Below are 22,979 nucleotides of genomic sequence, written 5' to 3'. Positions count from 1 at the left end.
GCCCGCCGGCCTCCCGTCCCGGCGGGTAGCTTGAATCACCAAAACGCTGATTTGTGAATCCCCAACGATTCAGTCAGATGGGCTAACGCTCTAATCACCCAGATCGAACAGAAGGAAAAGGGAGTTTGCGGCCCTTACCCGCAACCCGTCGCCGAGGCTCTTCTCAAGTCCGCGCAAAAATCCATCACACTGGCCGGCCACAAACTGCAGGTCACGCTCGAGGCGATCAAGACTCCTTGCGAACTCTGCGGCAAGCCCGAGGGACAGACGGACGTTCGGATCGGCAATCGCACAATCTCGCTTTGCAGCGAATGCATGCGTGCAGCGGATGAGCCCGCAAGCGGACAGGAAGAGAATTTCGAGTTTGCTTGCGACGTCCTTGACTGGCACTTTGCCGGCACTGCGCGCAGCAAACTCGTGACCACGATCCGCCAATTTCCCGGCCACATGCGGGTCGATGTCCAGGCCGCGATCGACCGGCTCTTCGGCAAAGCCATCCGGTTGTTCGGGCTGAACGAGGAGCAGCGCTACGAAACGCTGTCGATTTCGCGCCTTCTCAAGAGCGGCCGCTATGCGGTCGCGATCGCCCCGCTGCAATATTCCGACGTCGACGTCGGCGAGAAGAGCCCGGTCAAGTGTCTGGATAACGGACTGTGGCTGTGCCAGCAGGACGGTCTCCGTTATGCGGTGTTGCTCTGCGCACACCGCGAATACAGCCGCGAGCCAGGAATTCGGATCGAGATCCTGGTGCCGTCAGGCACCGCAGGCGCAGCCCTGGTCCAGCAGTGCTTCAGCGAGCTGGAAGAGGCCGTGCAGGCCGCACGAACCTATCGCGGCAAGATCCTCTCGCTCGATGCCGACTCCGACTATCGCGGTCGCTCGCGCGGCATCACCGTGCACCGATTGCCAGAGGTCGCGCGCAACGATGTGATCCTGCCCGAGCAGACCCTGCGGCTACTCGATCGCAACGTGCTGACTTTCGTCGGCACGCGCGATCAATTGCGCCGGCTTGGCCAGTCCACCCGGAAGGGCATCCTGCTGTATGGCCCACCGGGCACCGGCAAAACCCACACGATCCGCTATCTCGCGACGCATTTGCCCGGTCATACGACGCTGATCATCACCGCGGAGCAGATCGGCTTGCTCGGCGCCTATATGAGCCTGGCGCGCCTGCTGCAGCCATCGATGGTGGTGATCGAGGACGTCGATCTCATTGCCCGCGATCGCGACGACATGGGGCCGTGTGAAGAATCGATGCTGAACAAGCTGCTCAACGAGATGGACGGACTGAAGGAGGATGCAGACATCCTGTTCGTCCTGACCACCAACCGGCCAGAGGACCTCGAAGGCGCGCTCGCCGGCCGCCCGGGCCGGATCGATCAGGCGATCGAAGTGCCGCTCCCTGACGAGCAGGGCCGCGGCAAGCTGGTCCGGCTCTACGGCAAGGGGCTGCCGCTCGACGATGCGGTCATCACGGAGGCGGCACGCCGCAGCGAGGGCACGAGTTGCGCATTCATCAAGGAATTAATGCGACGGCTGGCCCAGGCGAGCCTGGCGCGCGATGGCGGCAACTCGGTAACGTCAGCCGATATCGACGAGGCGCTCGACGACATGCTGTTCTCCGGCGGTCGGCTCAATGCGCAATTGCTTGGCGGCGCACAGGCGATGGCGGCGGGGTGATTCCACCGCCATCGCGCTCAGCACGCATTGTCCCTAAGGCGCGCAGGTGAAGCTCGCCGCCTCCGTCACGGGGCCGGACTTGTAGTGCGGCCAGGCCGGCCAGCGGCACAGCGGCATCGCGCGTGTGACCGCAAATAACGGCGCCTCGACCTTCTGCTCGGTGACTTCGAGATCGCCGGGCGCCGTGCCCTTCTCGACCCAATCGACCAGCGCGCTCAGCATGTCGACATTGGCGGGCGCGCCGGAGCCGACATGGTCGACACCGGGCGCGGTGTAGAGCCGTGCGAACTCGGCGGTCTCCGATTTGCCGAGCTTGCGCTCGACGCTCTCGAAATAGCGGATGCCGGCATAGGGGCTCTGCGCGTAGTCCGCCATATGCTCGAGCATGATCAGCCGGCCGCCGCGGGCGCGAAAACGGCTGAGATCGGGATCTGTCGAATCCATCAGTGCCGACACCTCGAGCAGCCGCGCCTTGTGGTCCTCCACCTTGTAGGTGGTGACGTCGAGCTTGGGATCGCGCGCGAACACGTATTGAATGCCGCCGGCACCATAGATCCAGGCGATGCCGTTGTTGGGCGCGGGCGGCTGCGCCGGCGGCGCGGCGCCGAGCCACCACGCCATCCAGCCGCCGGTCGGTCCGATCGCCGGCGTATCCTCACCCGACACGCCCCAGCCTGGATAATCGTCGAGACCATTGGCGAGCGTGAACGGGAATTTGTAGGTGGCGTGCAGCGTGTCGACCGCCTTGATCTGCGCGTCGGTGAGGCACTGATCGCCGCTCTTGCCTTCGGCGCAGCGCAACGTCTCGACCTTGAAGGCTGCCTTGCAGCCCACGGGGTCCTGCACCAGCGCATCTTCGGATCCGTCGGCCTTGTCGCAGGCCGCTCGCACGGCATCGCCCACGAGCTTGACCTGCGCCGGATTGATCCAGCCCTCGCCCATGGTGACGATGCCGGAACGGGTGCCCGCATGCTGCAGTCCAACCCAGTTGATGACGGGCACGCGCGCGAAGATCCCGTCGAAATCGTCGGGATAACGCTGCGCCATCGTCAGGCCCTCGCGGCCGCCTTCGGACGAGCCCATGAAGTACATTTTTTCGGGCTTCTTGCCGTAGGCGCGCTCCATTAGCGTAACAGCGGCGTCACGCACCTTCTTGTAGGAACGATGAGCAAAATTCTCGAACGCCTCGTCGTTGAGCGCGAACAGCTGCGGCGGCTCGCCCGGCCTGGACTCATGACCGGAGTCGGTGCCGTAGGTGACGAAGCCGCGCGCGAGCGGCGACGGCTTGTCGAAGGGATAGGCCGGCGGCAAACCGAGACCGGTGATCAGCACGCCGTTGAAGCCACCGCCGCCATATTGCACCGAGCGCCCGTTCCATTCGACCGGGAGGTTGACCTGGAACTTGATTGGCGGCGCCTTGGGATCGACCGGGTCGATATGGCCGAGCACCTTGCAAAAGGCGGGATTGGCCGGCGTGATGCGTCCCGACGGCGTCGGTCCGCGCTCGGCAATGGCGAGCTGAGACGGTATCTGCAACGTCGCGGCATCGATCTTGACGGCGTCGGTGCCGCCGGCGAGACCTTTACAGACGGTATCCGCATCCTCGGCCAGTGTCGCCGCGAACGCGCCGGTCGCGCTCAGCGCTGCCGCAATCCCCACCAGCCATGCACACAGCCTTGCCCTTGTTAACGTCATCGTTTCCACCCGGCTTTCTCGGTTTTTGCGTCCGACAGTTGGCCGCATTCAACGCAACCTTCGTGCCTGCGTCAATCGCTTCAGAACGATCCAAGGGCGCTGCCCAGCGCAATCACAGCCACCAGCGCCAGCAGCGACGTCACGATGCCCACCATCACAATGTCCAGATAGCTGTCGCTATGGGTCAGGCCGCAGATCGCGAGCAGGCTGACCACCGCACCATTGTGCGGCAGGATATCCAGCGTCCCCGAACCGATCACTGCAACACGATGCATCAGCGCGAGGTCGATGCCGGTGCGCGCGGCGAGATCGACATAGGTCTGGCCTAGCGCGTCGAGCGCGATCGTCAGGCCGCCCGACGCCGAGCCGGTCAGCGCTGCCAGGATATTGGTCGCGACCGCGAGCGAGACCAGCGGACCGCCTTCGATCGCGAGCACCCATTCGCGCACCAGCGCGAATGCTGGCAGCGAGGCGATAACCGCGCCAAATCCGACGAGGCTCGCGACACTGAACGCCGGCAGCACCGACGCATTGGCCCCGGCGTCCATGGTTTGCCGCAATGCCGGCAGCCGCGCCCAGTTCAGCGCGATGGTCGTGACGATCGCCGCTGCCAGGGCGACCGCGACCGACCACACGCCCGCAACAGCGGCAAGCGACGTTCCGCCAAAACGCTGCTCGGCGAGATAAGAGACGTCGAGCCGCGGCAGCACCACGAGGGACATCAGGAGATTGACGGCCACGACGACGACCAGCGGCAGGACGGCACTCAGGGCCGGCGACGGCTCGCCGCTGCGATGGCCATGCTGCATTTCCGCCGGATCGAACTCCCGTGCCGTCGTCGCACGTTCGCGGACGAGCTCGTCGGCGGCGGCTCGCTCGGTCACATCCTCGACGTCATCGCCATAGCCTTCTCCGACGCGGCGAGCCTTGGCTTCGGCGCGATGCAGCCACCACAATCCCGTGCCGAGCATGATGAGGGAGGCGACGATGCCCAGGCCCGGCGCGGCGAAGGGCGTCGTGCCGAAGAACGGCATCGGGATCGCATTCTGGATCGACGGCGTGCCCGGCAAGGCCGACATGGTGAAGGTCGACGTCCCCAACACGATAGCGGCCGGAATCAGCCGGCGCGGAATCGCGGCGGCACGAAACAGCGAACGAGCCATCGGCACGATGACGAAGAACGCGACGAACAGGCTGACACCGCCATAGGTAACCAGCGCACCGGCCAGCACCACCGCCAGGATCACGCGCCGCTCGCCAAGACGTTTCGCCATGAAGGCGGCGACCGACGTGACCGCGCCGCTGTCATCCATCAGCTTGCCGAAGAGGGCGCCGAGCAGGAAGATCGGGAAAAACTGCGCGAGAAATCCCGCCGCGTTCACCATGAAGACCTGAGTGAGGTTCGCAAGCAGCGGCTCGCCGCCGAACAGTGCAGCAACGAGCGCTGCGAGCGGCGCAAGCAGCAGCACGCTCCAGCCGCGAAAGGCAAACAGCACGAGCAGGCCCAGCCCGACGAAGAGGCCAAGAAGCCCCATGCCTCAGCACTCCGCCAGAAGCACATCGAGATCGGCGGTCGATTGCCGGCCGATATCCGCACCGTGTTCGGCCAGGAACACATCCGCGGCGATGCGCCCCTCGGCACGCAGCATCGAGACGAACTCCCATTCCGCATTGAGCTTGGACGATGCGCCGAACTTCGCCAGCATGTCGCTCTTGATCCGATGCGTCCGCATTTTCGCCCAGCGCGCGCCCTCGCCGCTGCCGGGATCCGCCGCCTGGCGCAGCAGCGCGATCATCCGCAGCTCCTTCATCAGCGGTGAGTTGAAGGAGATTTCGTTGACACGGTTGAGGATCTCCGCGGCGGTCCGCGGCTGCTCCAGCCGCTCCGTCGGATTGATCTGAACGAGAATAGTGTCGTGCGCGTCGCTCTCGCGCACCAGCGGCGTGATGGTCGGGTTGCCGGCATAGCCGCCATCCCAGTAGGGCTCGCCATCGATCTCGATCGCACGGAACATGGTCGGCAGGCAGGCCGAGGCCAGCAGCACATCTGCCGTGATCTCGGCGTTGCGGAAGATGCGGCCGCGACCGGTGCGCACCCGCGTTGCAGTGACGAAGAGCTGGATCGGCGAGCGCGCCAGCCGCTCGAAATCGATGCTCTCGGCCAGCACCGCACGCAACGGATTGTAGCCGGTCGGATTGAGATCGTAGGGCGACAGCACCCGCGACATCAGGTCGGTGAGGATGTAGAAGGGCGAGGTATCGAGCGTCCAGCGCCCCATCAGCCGATCGAGCGGCGAACGCTGCAGCGGGCTGAAGGCCGCGGCCTTCGCGACACGGCGCCAATATTGTTCTAAGGCATCACGCGCGCCCTCGGCGCCGCCCGCCGTCCAGCCATCCGCCAGCACCGCCGCGTTCATCGCGCCTGCGGAGGTTCCGGAGATCGCGGCGATGCTGAGCCACTTTTCCTCCAGCAGGCGGTCGAGTACGCCCCAGGAGAAGGCGCCGTGCGAACCGCCGCCCTGAAGCGCGAGATCAATCAGTACGGCGTCCCGTTCCATGGCGGACACTCACGCAACTGAAGCTCAAATTCGACGCGATTTGTAACACGCCGAAGATGAGAGCAGTGTAGAGAGCAGTGGCCGCAAGATGCAACTGGAACGTAGGCCGCTCGCCGCCTAATGCTCGAATACCAGCCGTGCGCCGATCGTGCCTTCGAGCGCACGGATTTGCGCCAGCAGCGCGCCTGATTCCTCGCCGCCGAGATCGGCGTCCAGCACGACATAGCCGAGGTCGCCGGCCGTCTCCAGATATTGCGCAGCGATGTTGATGTCGCGCTGGAGGAAAACCTCGTTCAGCCGGCGCAGCATGCCCGGCACGTTGCGATGGACGTGGCTGAAACGCACGCCGGAGGGACGCAAATGCAGCTGCACCTCCGGGAAGTTCACCGCCCCCATGGTCGATCCCGTGATGAAATAGTCGACCAGCTTGCGTGCCACCTCGCCGCCGATGCGCTCCTGCGCCTCTTCGGTCGAGCCGCCGACATGCGGCGTGAGGATGACATTGCCGAGGCCCTGCATGGGGCTCTTGAAGCGTTCCGCGTTCGAGGACGGCTCAACCGGGAACACGTCGATGGCGGCACCGGCGATGTGGCCGTCACGCAGCGCGCCTGCGAGCGCGTCGAGATCGACCACCGTGCCGCGGCTGTTGTTGATCAGGAACGAGCCCGGCTTCATCGCCCGCAGTTCCTTCTCGCCGATCATGCCGGCTGTCTCCGGCGTCTCCGGCACGTGCAGGCTGACCACGTCGCTCTGCGCCAGCAGCTCTTCCAGCTTCTCGACCGGCTCGGTGTTGCCGTGGCGGAGCTTGTCGGTGCGATCGTAATAGATCACCCGCATGCCCATGGCTTCCGCGAGCGTCGAGAGCTGCGAGCCGATATTGCCGTAGCCGATGATGCCGAGCGTACGTCCCCGCACCTCGCGGCTGCCGGCCGCCGATTTTTCCCAGCCGCCCTCATGCGCCGACACCGAGCGCGGAAAGATCTGCCGCAGCAGCATCACGATCTCGCCGATGACGAGCTCGGCGACGCTGCGCGTGTTGGAGAACGGTGCGTTGAACACGGGAATGCCGCGCTTGCGCGCTGCCGGCAGATCGACCTGGTTGGTGCCGACGCTGAAGCAGCCGATTGCGAGCAGCCCGTCGGCGGCTTCCAGCACCTCGTCGGTGATCTGGGTGCGGGAGCGGATGCCGAGCAGCGAGACACCCTTGAGCGCCCGGCGCAGCGCCTCGCCATCCAGCGCCTTGGTCAGGCGCTCGACATTGGTGAAGCCCGCGCTCTTGAACAGATCCACGGCGCTGTCATTGACACCTTCAAGCAGCAGCGCCTTCGCGCTCCGCTCAGGGCTTTGGCCTGGGGCTGGCATGGAATCTCCGTAAGTAGCGGTTTTGCCGCAGCTCATAGACCGCGGACAGTGCGCAGCACAATAGGCTTTCGATATTGGGAGAAGATGGCGCGGCGGTAGATATGCTCGGTGTACTAGTCCCGTCATCCTTCGAGGCTTGCTCAGCGGCGCGATCGCGCCGCAGAGCGCACACCTCAGGGTGACGGATAACGGTATCAGATCACATAAAATCCGTGCGTGCCGTCACGGCGGAGCTGGTCGACGAGGCCGTATTCCCAGTCGAGATAGGCCTGCATCGCGCGCTCGGCGATACCGGTTCCCTCATAGGGGCGGCGGTAGCGATGCGCGGGGTCGGGCTTCGGCAGGCCCAGCGGAGGACCGACCTCGAGCGTGCCGGCATAGCCGCCTTCGAGCACATAGACCTCCCACCCCATCTGCGCGAGCCAGGACGCCGTCATGTCGGCGCGCACACCCTTGTCGTCGCTCAGGAGGATGCGCGCGCCGCGCACCGGCGCGGCCATGTCGGTCTCCTGCACGAGCTGGCCGCCCGGATTATGGCGGAAGCCCGGGAGATGACCGGCTGCATACTCCTCCGCGTCGCGCACGTCGAAGCGATAGAGCGTGCGGCTGGTCTCAGCGACCAGCGCTGACATCTCGTTCGCGCCGATATGGCGGACGCCGGCGCGATAGGCGACGTCGCGGGCCTTGGCCGGGCCGCCCTCGAAGGGCCCGATCGCGCCACGCCGGTCAGCACCATGAGCGAGCGTGTGCTGCGCCAGCGTCCAGCCGATCGTGCCGTTGCGCAGCGCCCGCACCTTGTTGGGCACGCCGGCATTGATCAGCGACTGGGTGCCGATGATCGAGCGGGTGCGGCCGGCGCAATTGACGATGATGGTGGTGTCAGGATCGGGCGCGGCCTGCCCGGCCCGCAGCACCAGCTCGGCACCAGGCACGCTGACCGAGCCCGGAATGTTCATGGTCGCATATTCGTCGAAGCGGCGGACGTCGAGGATGGCGATGTTGGCCTTGTCCGCGATCAGTTTTGCCACTTCGTCAGCGCTGAACGACGGCGTGTGCCGGCGCGCCTCGACCAGCTCGCCGAACGCCTTTGAATAGGAATTGACGTCTTCAAACACCTCGTAGCCCGCCGCGCGCCAGGCTTTCAGCCCGCCATCGAGTGCACGGACGTTGCTGTGGCCGAGTGCCGCGAGGCGTTCGGCGCCTACAGCGACCAGCCCCTCGCCGTCGTCAAACAGCACGACCGGCGCGTCCTTGCGCGGCAGCCGCACCGCGGCCTCGATTGCGATCCGGTCCGCGGCCATGTTGGCCGCGAACAGCGGATGGCCGGTGGCGAAGGCCGCCTCATACCTGAGATCGAGCAGCGCGATCTCCTCGCGCAACAATAGCGCGCGGCGGATATCGGCGGGGGTGACGGTCGAAAGCTTCATGGCATGAACCCTAAGCAAGGACAGGCCATGGGCTTTTGAACGATTGCGGCGGGCTTGGCTAGCCTTCGCATCCGTTCACTCGCCCGGAACCAGCCGCCCGAGCGGCTGCTGCGCCGGACGCCGCAGCTTGCGACGCGACAGGTACAGCAGGACACCCGTAACGGCAAACAGCGGCATCAACGCCGCGGCGATCATGAAGGCGAACTTGCCGGGCCAGCCCAGGACCGCGCCGCGGTGGATGTCGAGCACGCTCGCAACGGCTTTCTCGCCAAGCGTCTTGTCGGCATAGCGCTCCGCCGAGATGATCTGGCCGGTGACAGCATCGATGCGGAACTCATCGCGCATGGACTCGAGCGTGGAGTCCTTCGGCCACGACCGGATCCGCATCACCGTGCCCGGGGCGGTCGGGAGCGTCAGCTGCGCCCTGGCGAAGCCGTCGCTCTCCTCATACTTGAAGGCCGACCATGCGCGATCGAACCCGACCGGCTGAGCCGGTTCGGGACGGCCGGGTGGACGCGGCTGCTTCGGCTGCATCTTCGCCGCCGCCACATGCGGACGCGACAGCAGCCAGACCACGCCGTCCTTGTACCAGTCAAACGAGTACCAGAGCCCGGTCAAGGTCATCACGAGATAGACCGGCAGGACCCAGGTGCCGATGACGGCGTGCAACGAGCGATACAAGCCGCGGCCACTGAGCCCGAAATTCGGCTTCAGCCACATCTTCACGCTGCTTGCCCGGCGCGGCCAGCGCAGCACGAGCCCCGAGATCAGCATCACGATCATGCCCAGCGCGGCAACACCGGTAACCTGGCGCCCCCAGCCCTTGGCATCGCCGGGGATGAGTAGCCAGCGATGCAGCCTGCGCACCGTTGCGAAGAAATCCTCGCCGCGTGGAACGCCAAGCACGTGGCCGTCATAGGGATCGACATAGAGCGAAGACGGCCGCGCGCCCTGCTCGTCGCGGGCGAAGCGAACATGCACGGCCGCCGACGGATCGCTCGACAGCATGATGGCCGCAACCTTGCCGGCATCCGGCGCTACCTTCAGCCGCGCCGCCAGCTCATCCGGCAGCAGCGCCGGAGCAGTCGGTGGCACGACCCGCATGATGCCGGCGTTCAGATGGTCGACGATCTCGTCCTCGAAGCTCATGATCACGCCGGTCAGCGCGATCAGGGAGAGCAGCAGCGCGAGCACGAGGCCGGCAATGGAATGGACCTGGAGCAGCGCCGCCTTGATCCTGTGCCTGAGCCTACTCATCGAAGCCCGCCTTTTTGATGAGCGCGATGGCGGCTTGCTGGGTCCGGCCGATCTCGTCGATCGGCAGCGCATCGTCGGTGACCGAGCCCATTTCGGCAACGATCGGCGCGCGCTCCGCCGTGGCCAGCACGGGATATTCGAGCTCGGCGGCCGCAAACATCCACTGCGCCGGCGACGTGACCAGGAACTCCAGGAATTTCTGCGCGCCGGCGACGTGCGGCGCATGTTTCGCGATGGCCGCACCGGTGAGGTTCACATGCGTACCGCCGCCGTTGAAAGCGGTCGGAACCGCCTTGACCACCATCGCCCAGGCGCGCCAGTCGGCCCCTTCCCGTCCGTCACGCAATTGCGCCAATGCCACGGTGTTGCCGATACCGATCTCGCACGTCCCTTGCGCGATCTCGCGGATCACGTCGTTGTCCTTGCCAGCAGGCTTGTGGGCGAGATTGGCCTTCAGACCGGCGAGCCAGGCCTCGGTCGCCGCTTCACCATGGTGAGCGAGATAGGCGGCAACAAGCGCGACATTGTTCTGATGCAGCAGCGAACGCATGCAGAGCTTTCCGCGCCATTGCGAACCCGCAAGGTCCTCATAGTCGATCGCCGTAATTCCACCGTCGTTGCGCGCCATCACGACGCGCGGGCGGATCGCAAGCGCGATCCACTGCGAACTGCCCCCGCGAAGGTTGGCCGGAACGGCCTGTTCGAGACGCGGCGACGTGAAAGCCTGTGTCCGATCGCCTGTAGCAAGCTGGGTGGTCTTATCCAGTCCGATTGTCAGCAGGATGTCGGCGGGCGATGCCTCGCCTTCCGACGCCAGGCGCTTGACGAGACTGTCCTCGACGAAGACGATTTTGACGTTGATGCCGCTCGTTTCCCTGAAGGCCGCGGCAACAGGCGCAACCAGGGCAGTCTCCCTGGTCGAATACAGCGTGATCTCCTCGGCGCGACTCGCACCTGTGGCCACAAGGCAGGCAGACGCCGACGCGATCAGGACCGCGATGGCTTTGCGCTGCATCCCCATCGCTAGAACTTCACCGTGGCCGACAGCGAGAACCGCCGCGCATCGCCGATCGCGACGGCTAAAGCGCTTCCGGTGGTGGACGTATAGTAGACCTTGTCGAACAGGTTCTTGACGTTGAACTGATAGGTCACCGGCAGCTTGTCGATCTTCGTGTCGTAGGTCGCAAAGACGTCTGCGACGGTGTAGGCCGACAGAACGAACGTGTTGGCGGAGTCGCCCGGCCGGTCGCCGACATAGTGCGCGCCGCCGCCGAGCCGCAGACGTCCGGGCAGCCGGTCGCCGAAATCATAGACGAGGTAGAGCGAGGCCGTGTTCATCGCGGCGTTGAACAGCTTGGCGTTGCCGACATCGGGATCGTTGATCAAGCGCGCATCGGTATAGCCGTAACTTCCGATCATGCTCCAATCGTCAGTCAGCTTGCCGGTCACGTCCAACTCGACTCCGCGCGACCGGGCCGCGCCGGACGTTCGCGCCGAAACCGTCCCGTTGCCGAGATCGTCCCTGACCAGCACGTTCTTCTTCTGGATGTCGTAGAACGCCAGGGTACCCGACAGCCGCTTGTTGACGTCGAATTTGAAGCCGGTTTCCCACTGTGTGCCTTCCTCGGGCGCGAAATTGCCGGTGACCACGAAACCGACGGTCGTACCCGCGAACTGCGCAATGACCGAAGTCGGCTTCAGCGACTGGGTATAGCTCACGTAATACGAAAGCTGATCATTCAGCTTGAAGATGACGCCGCCGAGCGGCAGCACCTTATCGCCCGACAAATTGGTATTCGTGATGAAGACAGGCCGACCTTTTCCCGCGAGCTGCTCGTATTCCATCCAGCGCACGCCGCCGACCACGGACAGCCAGTTGGTCAGGTGGAACGTGTCCTGCGCGAAGAAGCCGCGGGTTCCGAGCTTGTCGGTCTGCTCGCTGTCGATTGCAGAAACGGTCGTACCCGGCGTGACCAGCCCGTAGACGGGGTTGTAGAAATTGAAGTTCGCCGTCGCCTGGCGGATCAGGTCGCGGCGATCGATCGTGCGATACAGCGCCTCACCGCCGAACAGGATCTCGTTGCGGAAGCCGCCCACCCAGACGTCACCCTGCAGATAGGAGGTGCCATAGCTGGCGTTGCTCAGCGAGTTCTGGGTGCCGTCGTTGCTGCGTTTCTCGACGCCGGTCGTGGCGTCGACATTGGTGATGCGGAGCTGGTTGGCGCTGTAGGTCTCGGTGTTGTAGCTGTAAGCCGCCGTGACCTTCCAATTGTCGTCGAGCCTCTGCTCGACCGAGGCCTGCACCAGGTCGGACGTGCCCCACATGTTGTTGAAGGGTTCGTCGAGCCGGCGCGTCGCGGGGATCGCCAGCGGGGCGCCTTTCACGAAGGCGGTGCCGCGGTCGAACGGATAGATGAATTCGCGGTGCTCATAGGTGAGCTGAACCGTCGTGGTCTCGCCGTACCAGGCGAGCGACGGGTTCACGAGCATTTCCCGATGGCGGCCGAAATTGCGCCAGTAGTCCTCGCTAACACCATAGCCGATGAAGCGATAGGCGAGACCGCCATCGCCGATCGGACCGGTGACGTCGAGTGTGCCGTCGGCGCCGTTGCGGTTGTTCGCGTAGGTCGAGCCGAGCAGCGTGACCGAACCGTGCTGATAGAGCTCTGGGCGCTTGCTGATCGTGTTGACGATACCGCCGGGATCCATGATGCCGTAGAGCAGCGAGGCCGGTCCCTTCAGCACCTCCACGCTGTCGACTGCGGCGTTCAGGCTGCGGGCCTGCACCAGCGGCATGCCGTTGCGCATGATCGAACCGTCGCGATTGTCACCGAAGCCGCGGCGGATCACCGCGTCCTGGGTACCGGCAAGCGTGTTGGTCTGGGTGATGCCGCTGATGTTGACCAGCGCATCGTCGATATTGCGCGGCAGCTGGTCCTTGATGACCTGCGCGGGCACGACGTTGACGGATTGGGAGGTGTCGAGCGGTGATGCGCCCGAGCGCAGCGTGCTCGCGCTCGGCATCGCGCGATAGCCGAGCTTTGCGGCTTGTTGCGCGGCGGCTTCAGTCGCCGCACGTTCGGACGGCGTCGGCGCCGCGGGCGGACCGGCCGTCGGGCTACGACGCGCGACTGCCTGTGTGCGTCGTTGCGACTGCTCCGAAGCGCGTGCCTGCTTCGGCCGCTGCGTCGGTGCATCCACATTCACCGGCGGCAGCGCCGTTTGCGCCTGCGCATTGGTGGTGTCGAAGGGATATCCGGCGAGCAGCACGGCCGTTCCGATGAGAAGGCTGGCGCGGCTGTTGCCGGCGCGATTTCGATGACCACTGACGCGAGGGCCATCCACAGGAGCACGCACTTTCGATTCACTTCCAAGTCACAGCATTGAAGTTGGCGCATCTACCAGCCGCGGCGAATGAAGAGAACCTGGCAGCGACTTGAATCGCTCTAGTGTTGAAGCGTTCTAAGCTTTGTTGCTCGCCGTGCGGCAATCGTCGCTTGCCATCGCAGGGCGCACGACACGCAGATCGCGAATTCGCGACAACGTGTCGCGCCCTCGTGCGATCTCAGGCGATGGCGAACTCGCCCGCGAATCGGCTTGCCGCCCAACCACGCCGGCGTCGGTCGCCGGTTACCGCGACGGGGCGAAACGCACGGCCACAAGATGCAAGCCATCCTCGCATCGCGATGCCCCCAAGCCGTCACATCGATCGAGACGTTGCTTGGGCGCAACAGCGCAGGAACTTTCGGCAACGGCACAGCTACCTTTGGTTGCGGAGTTCATCCGGATCGTGCGAGTTTTCCGGAGGGCGCTTCAACGGGGGGATCGGACCATGGGCATCCGAGTCACAGCCGCGGTTTTGCTTGGCGCATTTCTTGGCGGGTGCGGCTTGAGAGTGCCCGATTTGCAGGAATTTCCAGCCGCGCCGATCGACGGACAGCTCATGGTCCAGTCGATTGTCACCAGCGTGCACTGCGAAATTGCGAATGCCGTCAAGTTTGTAATCAATCGCGATCTTGAACTCGCCCGTTTGAATCACGGAAAGCGATATGCGGAGTGGCTGGAGACCTGGGGCGTCCAGGTCAGCCTCACGCTGACTATCGAAGAAAGGTCGTCCCTCAATCCAAACGCGGTCTGGCTGCCGCCCACACCGGCAAATTCGATATTCACGCTTGCCGGAGGAGCGACAGTCTCGGCCGACGCGACTAGGACCGACACGCTGAACTTTTTCTATACCATCCATGACCTATACTATCGCAAGTATTGCCAGACCGGCGTGCAGATGGGCAACTCGCCCTCTCCCCTAGTTCGAAGTGATCTGAAGCTCAGGGAGTGGCTACAGGCGCAGGTCGGACCGGTCGCGACGCAGGACATCTCGCCCCCCAGCGACCCCGGTGGGCCGCTCGAGCGAAATGCGATTTCTCACGAGGTCAAATTCGTCATATCGACCGCGGGCGACCTGACGCCAGCCTGGACGCTCGTCCAGGCGACGATCAACCAGAATGGAGCACTCCTCTCGGCAAGTCGCGATCGCACGCATGATCTGACGATTACGTTCGGGCCCAACGGCGGTCAGAAATTGGCGCTGCCAGCACTCGAAGCGCACTTCGCTAAGCAGGTCGGGCTTGCGGTCTCAACCAATCTGAAAGGCCGATAGCAATCGGACATCAATGACGTCGCACCATCGAGGAACAGGCAATGGCAAAGGCCAAAAAGCGTGCAAAGAAGGCAAGGACGGCGAAAAAGGCAACGACGGCGCGAAAGGTCAAAAAAGCAAAGAAAGTAGCGAGCCGCCGCCAGAGTCTGACGGCCAAGGCGGCGCTCCCCAGCTCGCCAATCTACGTTTCAGGGCCAAACGGCGAGCTCGAGCGTTGCGACTGGAGCAGCGAGCAAAACATCTATGTCTGCAAAGTCGTGAGCGATGGCGAAACAGCGCCCGCCGGCGCGCTTATGATGCGGCGTGCGACCCGGACAGCCTGATCGGCGTCGCTCCGCAAGCAGCAACAAGGGCGCACGTACAAACCAAGCACCGCGTGGCGGCGTGACCACAAGCTGCGGATGTTATGGATCGGCCGTGCGGTTTTTGCAGCTACGTGAGCGCGGGGCTGGTCAGTTCGTCCAGCTTCGCCTTGAGCGCGGCGCCGTCCGACAACGCACGCAGCGGCGGACGCACGCGCAACCAGCCGGCGTCGCCGGTCTGTGCGGCGAGAATGGCCTTCAGCGTCGTGAGGAAGGATGGCGATTTCACCACGATATCGACCGCGGCCTGCATGCGGGCTTCGACATTCTTGCCGTCGAACATCGCCTTCACCAGCTCCGGCGCGATGTTGGCCATGCCGCAGATGGTGCCGGCGCCGCCGCCGGCGATCGCACGCGCGATGTCGGTTTCGTTGCCGACCGTGATGGCGAGCTCCGGCGCAGCAGCGCGGAATGCCTGGAACTGCTTGAAGTCGCCGCTGGAGTCCTTCAAGCCGGCGACCACCTTGCCGTAACGCTTGCGCAAATTCGCCGCGACCGTCGTCGGGATCGCGACGCCTGAGACCTGCGGAATATGATAGAGATAGGCACGCAGGCGATCGTCGGCGACACCGTCGAAGATCGCCGCGAACGCATCCTCGATGCCTTCGGGCGTGACGCTGCGATCGAAGTAAGGCGGCAGATACAGCACGTGGCGCAGACCAAGTCCGAGCACGGCGCGCGTCAGCGCGATGCTGTCGCCGATGGCGGGGAAGCCGCCGCCGATGCCGATGCGTTCCGCCGGCACGCCGGCCTTGAGCACGGCTTCGATGGTCGCTATGCGTTCGGCAACATTGAACGAGGTGCCCTCGCCGGTGGTGCCGCACAGCACGACGCCGTCGACGCCCTTGCCGAAGAGTTTTTTGGCATGGGCGGCAAGCTTGGCGGAGTCCACGCTGCCGTCCGTCGCGAGCGGCGTCGCCGACGCCACCCAGAACCCGCGAATTGCCTCCGTCATAGCACCACCCATTGTTGCGGCTCCCGAATAAGCCCCTGATCTCCAATGATCTCAGAGAGCCTACCGAGCCTTGTTTTTGCTTTACTTTTCATCTTGTACCTTACATACAAGATAGGCGCAAATCCTTTCCGCCGTCGCGGCGCGCGTGAGGCGCAGCCAAATCTGGAGGAGGTCTCGCATGAACATGGTGACCCCCGCGGGATATCCCGAGCCATCGCTCGCCGCCTTGCGTAGCAAGCTCGGTGCCGCAGCCGTGCTGACCGGAAGCGACGTGCCCGCGCGCAATTGCAACGACTGGAGCGCGAGCCTGCCGCAGACGCCGCTCGCAGTGATCCGGCCGCTCGATGCGCAGGGCGTTGCCGATGCGATCATGACCTGCCGGCAGGCACGCCTGCCCTTCGTGCCGCAGGGCGGCTTGACCGGGCTCTGCCGCGGCGCCGCACCCGAAGCGGGCTGGGTCGCGATCTCGCTGGAGCGCATGACCGGCATCGAGGAGATCGATCGCGCCTCGATGACGATGACGGTGAAATCGGGCACGCCGCTGGAGACGATCCAGAAGGCAGCCGACGAGGCCGGCTTCTTCTTTCCGCTCGATCTCGGCTCGCGCGGCTCCTGCGCGATCGGCGGCAATCTCGCGACCAATGCCGGCGGCAACCGCGTGATCCGCTACGGCATGACGCGCGAGCTAGTGCTCGGTCTCGAGGTGGTACTGCCCGACGGCACCATCATCACCAGCCTCAACAAGCTGATGAAGAACAATGCCGGCTACGATCTGAAGCATCTCTTCATCGGCTCGGAAGGCACGCTCGGGATCATCACCCGCGTGGTGCTGCGGCTGTTTCCGAAACCGCGCTCGACGATGGCCGCGCTCTGCGCATTGAAGGACTATGCCGCGGTGATCGCGCTGCTCGATGCCGCACGCAGCGGGCTCGGCCCGCTGCTGTCGGCGTTCGAGGTGATGTGGCCGGACTATTGGGACGTGATCACGACGCGCGCCGGCGTCAAGCCGCCGGTCGCCGCCGGCCAGGGTCTCTATGTGCTGGTCGAAGCGCAGGGCACCGACGAGAGCGTCGATGCGCCACGCTTCCAGGCCTGGCTCGAAGAGCTGATGGAGCGCGGGCTGCTCGCGGATGCCGCCGTGGCGCAATCGCTGGCGCAGACGCAGGCGTTCTGGCGCGTGCGCGACATCTGCGCCGAATTCGGCCAGGTGCTGGGTCCGCACATCTCCTACGACATCGGCCTTGCGGTGGCGCGGATGGACGAGTTCGCCACGCGCTGCAAGGCGGCCTTGGCTTCCGGCATCAAAGGCTGCGAGAGCGTCTATTACGGTCATATCGGCGACGGCAATCTGCACCTCGTCTCCTGGGTCGCGGGCCTTCCGGTCGAGCAGCAGCCCAAGGAAGAGATGGACACGATCATCTATGGTCTCGTGCGCGACATGGGCGGCAGCGTCTCCGCCGAGCACGGCATCGGCACGCTCAAGAAGAAGTGGCTTGGGCATGCCCGCAGCGAGGGCGAGATCGCCCTGATGCGGACGTTGAAGGCCGCGCTCGATCCCGATCATCTGCTCAACCCCGGCAAGGTCATCTGAGAGCATCCATGCGCGCGCTGAAGCTCGATGCGCCGAAATCGCTGTCGCAGCGGGTGATGCTGCGGCTGCGGCAGGCGATCATCGACGGCGAGTTTGCGCTCGGTGCCGCCATCTCCGAGGAGATGGTGGCAAATTCCTTCGGCGTCAGCCGCACGCCGGTGCGCGAGGCGATGGGCCAGCTGCAGGCGCAGGGGCTCGTGGTGATCCGGCCGCAGGTCGGCAGTTTTGTGTTCACGCCGAGCGCGGCGGACATTGCCGCACTCTGCACTTTCCGCATCGCGCTCGAACCCAGGGCCGCCGAGCTCGCCTTTCGCCACGACCGCGATGGTGCGATCGCGACCATGAGCGATGCGATCGCGGCGATGGAGCCGGCGGTCGAGGCCAAGGACAACATCGCCTACGGCCGCGCCGACGCCAGCTTTCACGAGGGCCTGTTCGCGCATTGCGGCAACCGGTACCTCGCCGAATCCTACCAGCTCGCATCTAGCCGCGTCGCCGCGCTCCGCACCAACCTGACCTCGCCGATCGACGTGCGCACCCGCTCCTCCTTCGACGAGCATCGCAAGCTGCTCGATCTGTTCGCGCGCGGCGAGCACGCCTCCTTCGAAGCGGCGATGACGTCGCACATCACCAATTCGGGCGTGGTCTATGCAAAAGCGCTGAAGGTGGACTGAGCGGTCCTACCGCGCGTCTCCCGATTCCGGTCTGTCCAGAAAATCCAGCGCGGTGTTGATCTGTTCGAGCTGGTGCTCAATCTTGTCGCGGTCCTCGACCGACTGCGCCTGCTCGAGCTGTTCCACAAGCTTCTGCTTCCGCGACAGCAAGTTCTCTATGACTGTATTCACAGCTCCCCCACCGCCCGAGGCGAATATCGTGGTCATCCGGGATCCTGGACCGAGCGCGCGCGAGCCGGGCTCGCCGCAAACCCCATCACAATGTTCGCGAAGGCAGATGGTTCCCGGAACCTTAACCTTTCACGTGCCCGTCGGTTGTATTCGCGGCCCCGGAGCCCTATGCCTGTGCGCCATGGACACCCAAACCATCACCGCCGAAAAGCCCCTGATGGCGCAGGCGCGCCCGCGCAAGCCGGCGCCGTTCCTCCCCATGAGCCGCGCCGAGATGGATGCGCTCGGCTGGGATGCCTGCGACATCGTGCTGGTGACGGGCGATGCCTATGTCGACCATCCGAGCTTTGGCATGGCCATCATCGGCCGGCTGCTGGAGGCGCAAGGATTCCGCGTCGGCATCATCGCGCAGCCGGACTGGCACTCGGCCGAGCCGTTCAAGGCGCTCGGCAAACCAAATGTGTTCTTCGGCGTCACCGGCGGCAACATGGACTCCATGGTGAACCGCTACACCGCGGACCGCCGCCTCCGCAGCGACGACGCCTATACCGCCGGCGGCGAAGGCGGCAAGCGGCCGGACCGCTGCACCATCGTCTACGCGCAGCGGTGCCGTGAGGCGTTCAAGGACGTGCCGGTCGTGCTCGGCGGCATCGAGGCCTCGCTGCGCCGGATCGCGCACTACGATTACTGGTCGGACAAGGTGCGCCGCTCGGTGCTGGCCGACGCCAAGGCCGACCTGCTGCTCTACGGCAATGCCGAGCGCGCCGTCGTCGAGGTGGCGCAGCGGCTTGCTGCCGGCGAAGCACCGCGCGAGCTCGACGACATCAGGGGCGTCGCGCTGTTCCGTCGCGTGCCCGAAGACTATGCCGAGCTGCACGCCGACGATCTCGATTCCGCCGACGAGGGTGCCACGCGCCAGAAGGGCGCGACCGTGATCCGGCTTCCGGCGCTGGAGCAGGTTGAGCAGGACAAGGAAGCCTATGCGCGCGCCTCACGCGTGCTGCACCGTGAGAGCAATCCCGGCAATGCGCGGCCGCTGGTGCAGCGTCACGGCGACCGCGACCTCTGGCTCAATCCGCCGCCGATCCCGCTGACCTCAGAGGAGATGGACGCGGTCTACGACCTGCCCTATGCGCGCGCGCCGCATCCGTCCTATGGCGAAGCCAAGATCCCCGCCTGGGACATGATCAAGTTCTCGGTGACGATCATGCGCGGCTGCTTCGGCGGCTGCACCTTCTGCTCGATCACCGAGCACGAGGGCCGCATCATCCAGAACCGCTCCGAGGGTTCTATCCTGCGCGAGATCGAAAAGATCCGCGACAAGACGCCGGGCTTCACCGGCGTGATCTCCGACATCGGCGGCCCGACCGCCAACATGTACCGGATGGCGTGCAAGGACCCGAAGGTCGAGGCCGCGTGCCGGCGGCCGTCCTGCGTCTTCCCGGAAATCTGCCCGAACCTCAATACCTCGCACGACGACCTGATCCGGCTCTACCGCAAGGTGCGCGAGACCAAGGGCATCAAGAAGGTGATGGTCGCCTCGGGCGTGCGCTACGACCTCGCGGTCGAGAGCCCCGAATACATCAAGGAGCTCGTCACCCATCACGTCGGCGGCTACCTGAAGATCGCGCCCGAACATACCGAGCGCGGTCCGCTCGACAAGATGATGAAGCCGGGCATCGGCGCCTACGACAAGTTCAAGCGGATGTTCGATGCGGCGGCCGAGCAGGCCGGCAAGAAATATTACCTGATCCCGTATTTCATCGCGGCGCATCCGGGCACGACCGACGAGGACATGATGAACCTCGCGCTCTGGCTCAAGAAGAACCGCTATCGCGCCGACCAGGTGCAGACCTTCCTGCCCTCGCCGATGGCGACCGCGACTGCGATGTACCACACCGGCGTCAATCCGCTGCGCGGCGTGCGCCGCGGCGGCAGCGACAAGGTCGAGGCGATCAAGGGCCTGCGCCAGCGCCGCCTGCACAAGGCCTTCCTGCGCTACCACGACCCCGACAACTGGCCGGTGCTGCGCGAGGCGCTGAAGGAGATGGGCCGCGCCGACCTGATCGGCTCGCAGCCCCACCAGCTCGTGCCCGCGCACCAGCCCCCCGGCACCGGCAAGGCCGCCGGTACACGGCGACCGGTACGGCCGGGCGGAAAGACGCAGCGGTTCACGACCAAGGGTCTGCGGGTGATGAAGTAACGGGTGGACATGAGCAGGCTCGTCGTGACGTGCGCCCCTGCAAAAAATCTAAAACAACCCCATGCACAGTAGCCCGGGATAGCGAAATCAAAGGCTTAAAGCGCAACGCGATCGGGATGAGTCGTCATCGCGCCTGAGCTTGTTGTTCAGAGCACGACATTTCCGAAAAACAGAAAAGCGCTTGACCCGTCGGGCAAAACAGGCGCAAGATGGCATGATCGGTGCGTGTGGCAAGCGCTCGCTCACGCGACAGCTCGACAGGCATCTGCCTACGAGGGCGCCTACTCATAAACTCGTACTCATAAACTCGTCAGGTCCGCTTATGAACAGGCCGCTCGGACCAATCAGCTCACTCCAACCAGCGCCTTACAGACCTCCCGGCTGGCCTCTTGGAATAATTTGACGGCACTTCCGGCCCGTCGTCCCTTCAAGGTGATTGAGGCTATCGGGGCGGAAGTATCGCCAAGATCGACGTTCAGCGCGCGCAGCCATGCGCTACTCGATCGCATTCTGAGTATCTGCATGGGCAATAGGGTTATAAACCGGCTGCTCGCCAACAGATTCAACCGCATGTAGATTGAAATCGTGGTGACGGTCGTTGGCGGAAGCGGCAGGTTATGTCGCCGAAATAGCTCGACGCCGGTACGCCCCAAAAAAGAATCGGGCGGCGAGAGCGTCCATTGCTCTTGCATAAGTTCTGCGAGCTTCAACTTCTTCCTCGATCGCAGGAGCGGATGCCGTCGCTCCGCCATCACCGCAAGGGAGGATCTAAACAGCACCTCCGCGGACAAATCATCGGCGACCGGCAACGGCGCCCAGCGCGTTATGGCCAGATCAAGCATTCTCTGACGCAGAGCATGCTCCAGCGCATCCCGATCACCTATCGTGATATGATACCTGATGCCTGGATATCTGCGGACGAGATGTCCGATAATTTCTGTAACGATGGCGGTGACCGGCTCGGTCGTACCGATCGCAACGAGCCCTTGCGCCGGATCTGACCTTTGCACAATGTCGGTAACACCTAGCTTTATTTCGTCGAAAACGACGCGCGTGCGATCGACAAGAAGGCGACCGCACTCAGTGAGTTCAACTCCGCGCGAAGTGCGATCCAGCAGCGCAGCTCCGACGGAATGCTCCATATCGGTGATAGCTTTGGAGATCGCCGGCTGCGACAACCCGAGACGGCGAGACGCCTTGGCCATGCTGCCGACCTCTGCGACGGTCTGCAGCGTATGCAGATCCTTGAGGCGTAGGCGTCGGCCGATGCGGTCGTGCCACTGCATGGGCATTCACCTCACGTTATAGCCCGATAGGAAAATGCAATTTCGGGTTATAGCGTTGTTGCTTCAGAATAGCGAGATGGAAAGCCGGCCGGATTATCGCATTGCTGTCCCAAGCACATGGAGAACGCCATGCAGCTTTACTCGCGTCGCGCCATACTGGCCGGGTTTTCGGCTCTGGCTCTTCCGCTACCCGTTATTGCTGCCGACCAGCCGCTGAAGATCGTGTTTCCATTCGCGCCTGGTGGGTCGGGAGATTCGATCGCGCGGCTGTTTGCCGAGCAGCTTCAGACCAGGCTCGGCAAGGTAGCGATTGTGGAGAACCTTGCTGGCGCTGGCGGGCGCATCGGCGCTCAGGCGGTCAAGAATGCCGCACCGGGAGAGGAGGCAGTGCTGTTTGCTTCCGCTTCGCAATTCACGCTTCAGCCGCATCTCTTCAGGAGCCTGGGATATGATGCAGAGCGCGACTTTGTGCCACTTACGCAGGTGATGACGGTCGATCTGGCTCTGGCGGTCAGCGGGAAGCTGCCCATCCATTCGGTGCACGAACTCATCGACTGGATGAAGGCCAATCCCGAACAGGCCGTGTACGGCTCGCCGGGAGCAGGTACAGCACCTCATTTCATCTGCGGCGAGTTTGGTCGGATCACAGGACTAAACCTGCGCCATACGCCCTATAGGGGTACGCCTGCTGCCCTCCCGGATATGCTGGCCGGCCGGGTCCCGATGTATATGGCGTTTCTGTCCGAACTCCTGGAGCAACATGGGGGCGGTGGCATACGCATCATCGCCACTGCAGCCGCTGCGCGATCTTCCTTCCTGCCCCAGACCGCAACTCTGAAGCAGAGCGGGATCGATATCGACGCGGCCGGGTGGTTCGCGTTCTATGCGCCTGCCCATTCCTCGCGTCGGTTCGTTGAGCGCCTGGGACAGGAGATCATTGCAATCGGGAGCGATCCCGAAATGCGCGCAAAGATTCATGCCATGGGGTGCGAGCCAACAGGAACGACATCGGACGAACTTAAACGTATCCAGCGCGCCGAGTTCGAACGCTGGGGACCGATCGTCAAGGCGTCAGGATTCCCGATCGAAGGCTAGAGCGGC

At 64.4% G+C, this 22,979-nt stretch carries 18 protein-coding genes; 7 read left to right on the top strand and 11 right to left on the bottom strand.

The genetic code is table 11. The features are described from left to right. Positions 1 to 315 precede the first annotated feature (315 nt). Positions 316 to 1,680, top strand: coding sequence for an AAA family ATPase (locus ABIC09_RS35500; protein ID WP_354112157.1), 1,365 nt, complete (start codon positions 316 to 318; stop codon positions 1,678 to 1,680). A 33-nt stretch (positions 1,681 to 1,713) separates the two neighbouring features. Here ABIC09_RS35500 and ABIC09_RS35495 read toward each other — a convergent pair whose 3' ends face one another. From ABIC09_RS35495 to ABIC09_RS35460, 8 genes are all read right to left on the bottom strand, one after another. Beyond that, a complete protein-coding gene (locus ABIC09_RS35495) occupies positions 1,714 to 3,375 on the bottom strand; it encodes a tannase/feruloyl esterase family alpha/beta hydrolase (RefSeq protein WP_354112156.1) in 1,662 nt (553 codons plus the stop codon). 80 nt (positions 3,376 to 3,455) lie between these two features. Continuing rightward, positions 3,456 to 4,910, bottom strand: a complete 1,455-nt coding sequence (locus tag ABIC09_RS35490) for a GntP family permease (RefSeq protein WP_354112155.1) — start codon at positions 4,908 to 4,910, stop codon at positions 3,456 to 3,458. A 3-nt stretch (positions 4,911 to 4,913) separates the two neighbouring features. Beyond that, complete coding sequence (locus tag ABIC09_RS35485; protein ID WP_354084084.1) at positions 4,914 to 5,933, bottom strand: patatin-like phospholipase family protein; 1,020 nt, start codon at positions 5,931 to 5,933, stop codon at positions 4,914 to 4,916. A gap of 117 nt (positions 5,934 to 6,050) precedes the next feature. Next, positions 6,051 to 7,295: a phosphoglycerate dehydrogenase gene (gene serA / locus ABIC09_RS35480; protein WP_354112154.1), complete on the bottom strand. Its 1,245-nt coding sequence runs from the start codon at positions 7,293 to 7,295 to the stop codon at positions 6,051 to 6,053. A gap of 194 nt (positions 7,296 to 7,489) precedes the next feature. Next, entirely contained in the window at positions 7,490 to 8,722 is a 1,233-nt protein-coding gene (locus tag ABIC09_RS35475; RefSeq protein WP_354112153.1) for a rhodanese-like domain-containing protein, read from the bottom strand. A gap of 75 nt (positions 8,723 to 8,797) precedes the next feature. After that, entirely contained in the window at positions 8,798 to 9,979 is a 1,182-nt protein-coding gene (locus tag ABIC09_RS35470; protein ID WP_354112152.1) for a PepSY-associated TM helix domain-containing protein, read from the bottom strand. Then, entirely contained in the window at positions 9,972 to 10,994 is a 1,023-nt protein-coding gene (locus ABIC09_RS35465) for a substrate-binding domain-containing protein (protein ID WP_354112151.1), read from the bottom strand. The genes ABIC09_RS35470 and ABIC09_RS35465 overlap by 8 nt, the downstream gene beginning before the upstream one ends. Positions 10,995 to 11,002: 8 nt before the next feature. Next, positions 11,003 to 13,336 carry a TonB-dependent siderophore receptor gene (locus ABIC09_RS35460; protein ID WP_354112150.1) on the bottom strand — a complete coding sequence of 778 codons (2,334 nt, stop codon included), beginning with the start codon at positions 13,334 to 13,336 and terminating at the stop codon, positions 11,003 to 11,005. Between the two features lie 475 nt (positions 13,337 to 13,811). Between ABIC09_RS35460 and ABIC09_RS35455 the strand changes: the two genes are divergently transcribed. Both ABIC09_RS35455 and ABIC09_RS35450 read left to right on the top strand, forming a co-directional pair. Beyond that, entirely contained in the window at positions 13,812 to 14,636 is an 825-nt protein-coding gene (locus ABIC09_RS35455) for a hypothetical protein (protein WP_354112149.1), read from the top strand. Positions 14,637 to 14,677: 41 nt separating this feature from the next. Continuing rightward, positions 14,678 to 14,959 (top strand): hypothetical protein, encoded by a 282-nt coding sequence (locus tag ABIC09_RS35450; protein WP_354112148.1) that lies wholly within the window; start codon positions 14,678 to 14,680, stop codon positions 14,957 to 14,959. Positions 14,960 to 15,068: 109 nt separating this feature from the next. Here ABIC09_RS35450 and ABIC09_RS35445 read toward each other — a convergent pair whose 3' ends face one another. Beyond that, entirely contained in the window at positions 15,069 to 15,953 is an 885-nt protein-coding gene (locus ABIC09_RS35445) for a dihydrodipicolinate synthase family protein (protein ID WP_354112147.1), read from the bottom strand. A gap of 178 nt (positions 15,954 to 16,131) precedes the next feature. Between ABIC09_RS35445 and ABIC09_RS35440 the strand changes: the two genes are divergently transcribed. Next, a complete protein-coding gene (locus tag ABIC09_RS35440; protein ID WP_354112146.1) occupies positions 16,132 to 17,544 on the top strand; it encodes an FAD-binding oxidoreductase in 1,413 nt (470 codons plus the stop codon). 8 nt (positions 17,545 to 17,552) lie between these two features. Next, a complete protein-coding gene (locus ABIC09_RS35435; RefSeq protein WP_354112145.1) occupies positions 17,553 to 18,218 on the top strand; it encodes a GntR family transcriptional regulator in 666 nt (221 codons plus the stop codon). Between the two features lie 6 nt (positions 18,219 to 18,224). Here ABIC09_RS35435 and ABIC09_RS35430 read toward each other — a convergent pair whose 3' ends face one another. Next, the gene (locus ABIC09_RS35430) at positions 18,225 to 18,425 is read right to left on the bottom strand and encodes a hypothetical protein (RefSeq protein ID WP_148749835.1); all 201 of its coding nucleotides are present in this window, start codon (positions 18,423 to 18,425) and stop codon (positions 18,225 to 18,227) included. Between the two features lie 145 nt (positions 18,426 to 18,570). Between ABIC09_RS35430 and ABIC09_RS35425 the strand changes: the two genes are divergently transcribed. Continuing rightward, positions 18,571 to 20,592, top strand: coding sequence for a YgiQ family radical SAM protein (locus ABIC09_RS35425; protein WP_354112144.1), 2,022 nt, complete (start codon positions 18,571 to 18,573; stop codon positions 20,590 to 20,592). 344 nt (positions 20,593 to 20,936) lie between these two features. Here the strand turns inward: ABIC09_RS35425 and ABIC09_RS35420 are convergent, their stop codons facing one another. Beyond that, positions 20,937 to 21,878 carry a LysR family transcriptional regulator gene (locus ABIC09_RS35420; RefSeq protein WP_187434688.1) on the bottom strand — a complete coding sequence of 314 codons (942 nt, stop codon included), beginning with the start codon at positions 21,876 to 21,878 and terminating at the stop codon, positions 20,937 to 20,939. A 129-nt stretch (positions 21,879 to 22,007) separates the two neighbouring features. On the opposite strand from ABIC09_RS35420, the gene ABIC09_RS35415 reads away from it, so the two are divergent. Then, positions 22,008 to 22,973 (top strand): Bug family tripartite tricarboxylate transporter substrate binding protein, encoded by a 966-nt coding sequence (locus ABIC09_RS35415; protein WP_354112143.1) that lies wholly within the window; start codon positions 22,008 to 22,010, stop codon positions 22,971 to 22,973. Positions 22,974 to 22,979: the final 6 nt, after the last annotated feature.

This window comes from Bradyrhizobium sp. S3.12.5 (assembly GCF_040548225.1).
GTDB lineage: Bacteria > Pseudomonadota > Alphaproteobacteria > Rhizobiales > Xanthobacteraceae > Bradyrhizobium > Bradyrhizobium cytisi.
Note: the sequence above shows the minus strand (reverse complement) of the source record. Positions and strands in the feature narration are given on the sequence as shown.

What these genes read in the sequence shown, in the direction of transcription:
- ABIC09_RS35500 (WP_354112157.1), top strand. Translation starts at nt 316, where the DNA reads ATGCGTGCAGCGGATGAGCCCGCAAGCGGACAGGAAGAGAATTTCGAG.
- ABIC09_RS35495 (WP_354112156.1), bottom strand. Translation starts at nt 3,375, where the DNA reads ATGACGTTAACAAGGGCAAGGCTGTGTGCATGGCTGGTGGGGATTGCG.
- ABIC09_RS35490 (WP_354112155.1), bottom strand. Translation starts at nt 4,910, where the DNA reads ATGGGGCTTCTTGGCCTCTTCGTCGGGCTGGGCCTGCTCGTGCTGTTT.
- ABIC09_RS35485 (WP_354084084.1), bottom strand. Translation starts at nt 5,933, where the DNA reads ATGGAACGGGACGCCGTACTGATTGATCTCGCGCTTCAGGGCGGCGGT.
- serA (WP_354112154.1), bottom strand. Translation starts at nt 7,295, where the DNA reads ATGCCAGCCCCAGGCCAAAGCCCTGAGCGGAGCGCGAAGGCGCTGCTG.
- ABIC09_RS35475 (WP_354112153.1), bottom strand. Translation starts at nt 8,722, where the DNA reads ATGAAGCTTTCGACCGTCACCCCCGCCGATATCCGCCGCGCGCTATTG.
- ABIC09_RS35470 (WP_354112152.1), bottom strand. Translation starts at nt 9,979, where the DNA reads ATGAGTAGGCTCAGGCACAGGATCAAGGCGGCGCTGCTCCAGGTCCAT.
- ABIC09_RS35465 (WP_354112151.1), bottom strand. Translation starts at nt 10,994, where the DNA reads ATGCAGCGCAAAGCCATCGCGGTCCTGATCGCGTCGGCGTCTGCCTGC.
- ABIC09_RS35455 (WP_354112149.1), top strand. Translation starts at nt 13,812, where the DNA reads ATGGGCATCCGAGTCACAGCCGCGGTTTTGCTTGGCGCATTTCTTGGC.
- ABIC09_RS35450 (WP_354112148.1), top strand. Translation starts at nt 14,678, where the DNA reads ATGGCAAAGGCCAAAAAGCGTGCAAAGAAGGCAAGGACGGCGAAAAAG.
- ABIC09_RS35445 (WP_354112147.1), bottom strand. Translation starts at nt 15,953, where the DNA reads ATGACGGAGGCAATTCGCGGGTTCTGGGTGGCGTCGGCGACGCCGCTC.
- ABIC09_RS35440 (WP_354112146.1), top strand. Translation starts at nt 16,132, where the DNA reads ATGAACATGGTGACCCCCGCGGGATATCCCGAGCCATCGCTCGCCGCC.
- ABIC09_RS35435 (WP_354112145.1), top strand. Translation starts at nt 17,553, where the DNA reads ATGCGCGCGCTGAAGCTCGATGCGCCGAAATCGCTGTCGCAGCGGGTG.
- ABIC09_RS35430 (WP_148749835.1), bottom strand. Translation starts at nt 18,425, where the DNA reads ATGACCACGATATTCGCCTCGGGCGGTGGGGGAGCTGTGAATACAGTC.
- ABIC09_RS35425 (WP_354112144.1), top strand. Translation starts at nt 18,571, where the DNA reads ATGGACACCCAAACCATCACCGCCGAAAAGCCCCTGATGGCGCAGGCG.
- ABIC09_RS35420 (WP_187434688.1), bottom strand. Translation starts at nt 21,878, where the DNA reads ATGCAGTGGCACGACCGCATCGGCCGACGCCTACGCCTCAAGGATCTG.
- ABIC09_RS35415 (WP_354112143.1), top strand. Translation starts at nt 22,008, where the DNA reads ATGCAGCTTTACTCGCGTCGCGCCATACTGGCCGGGTTTTCGGCTCTG.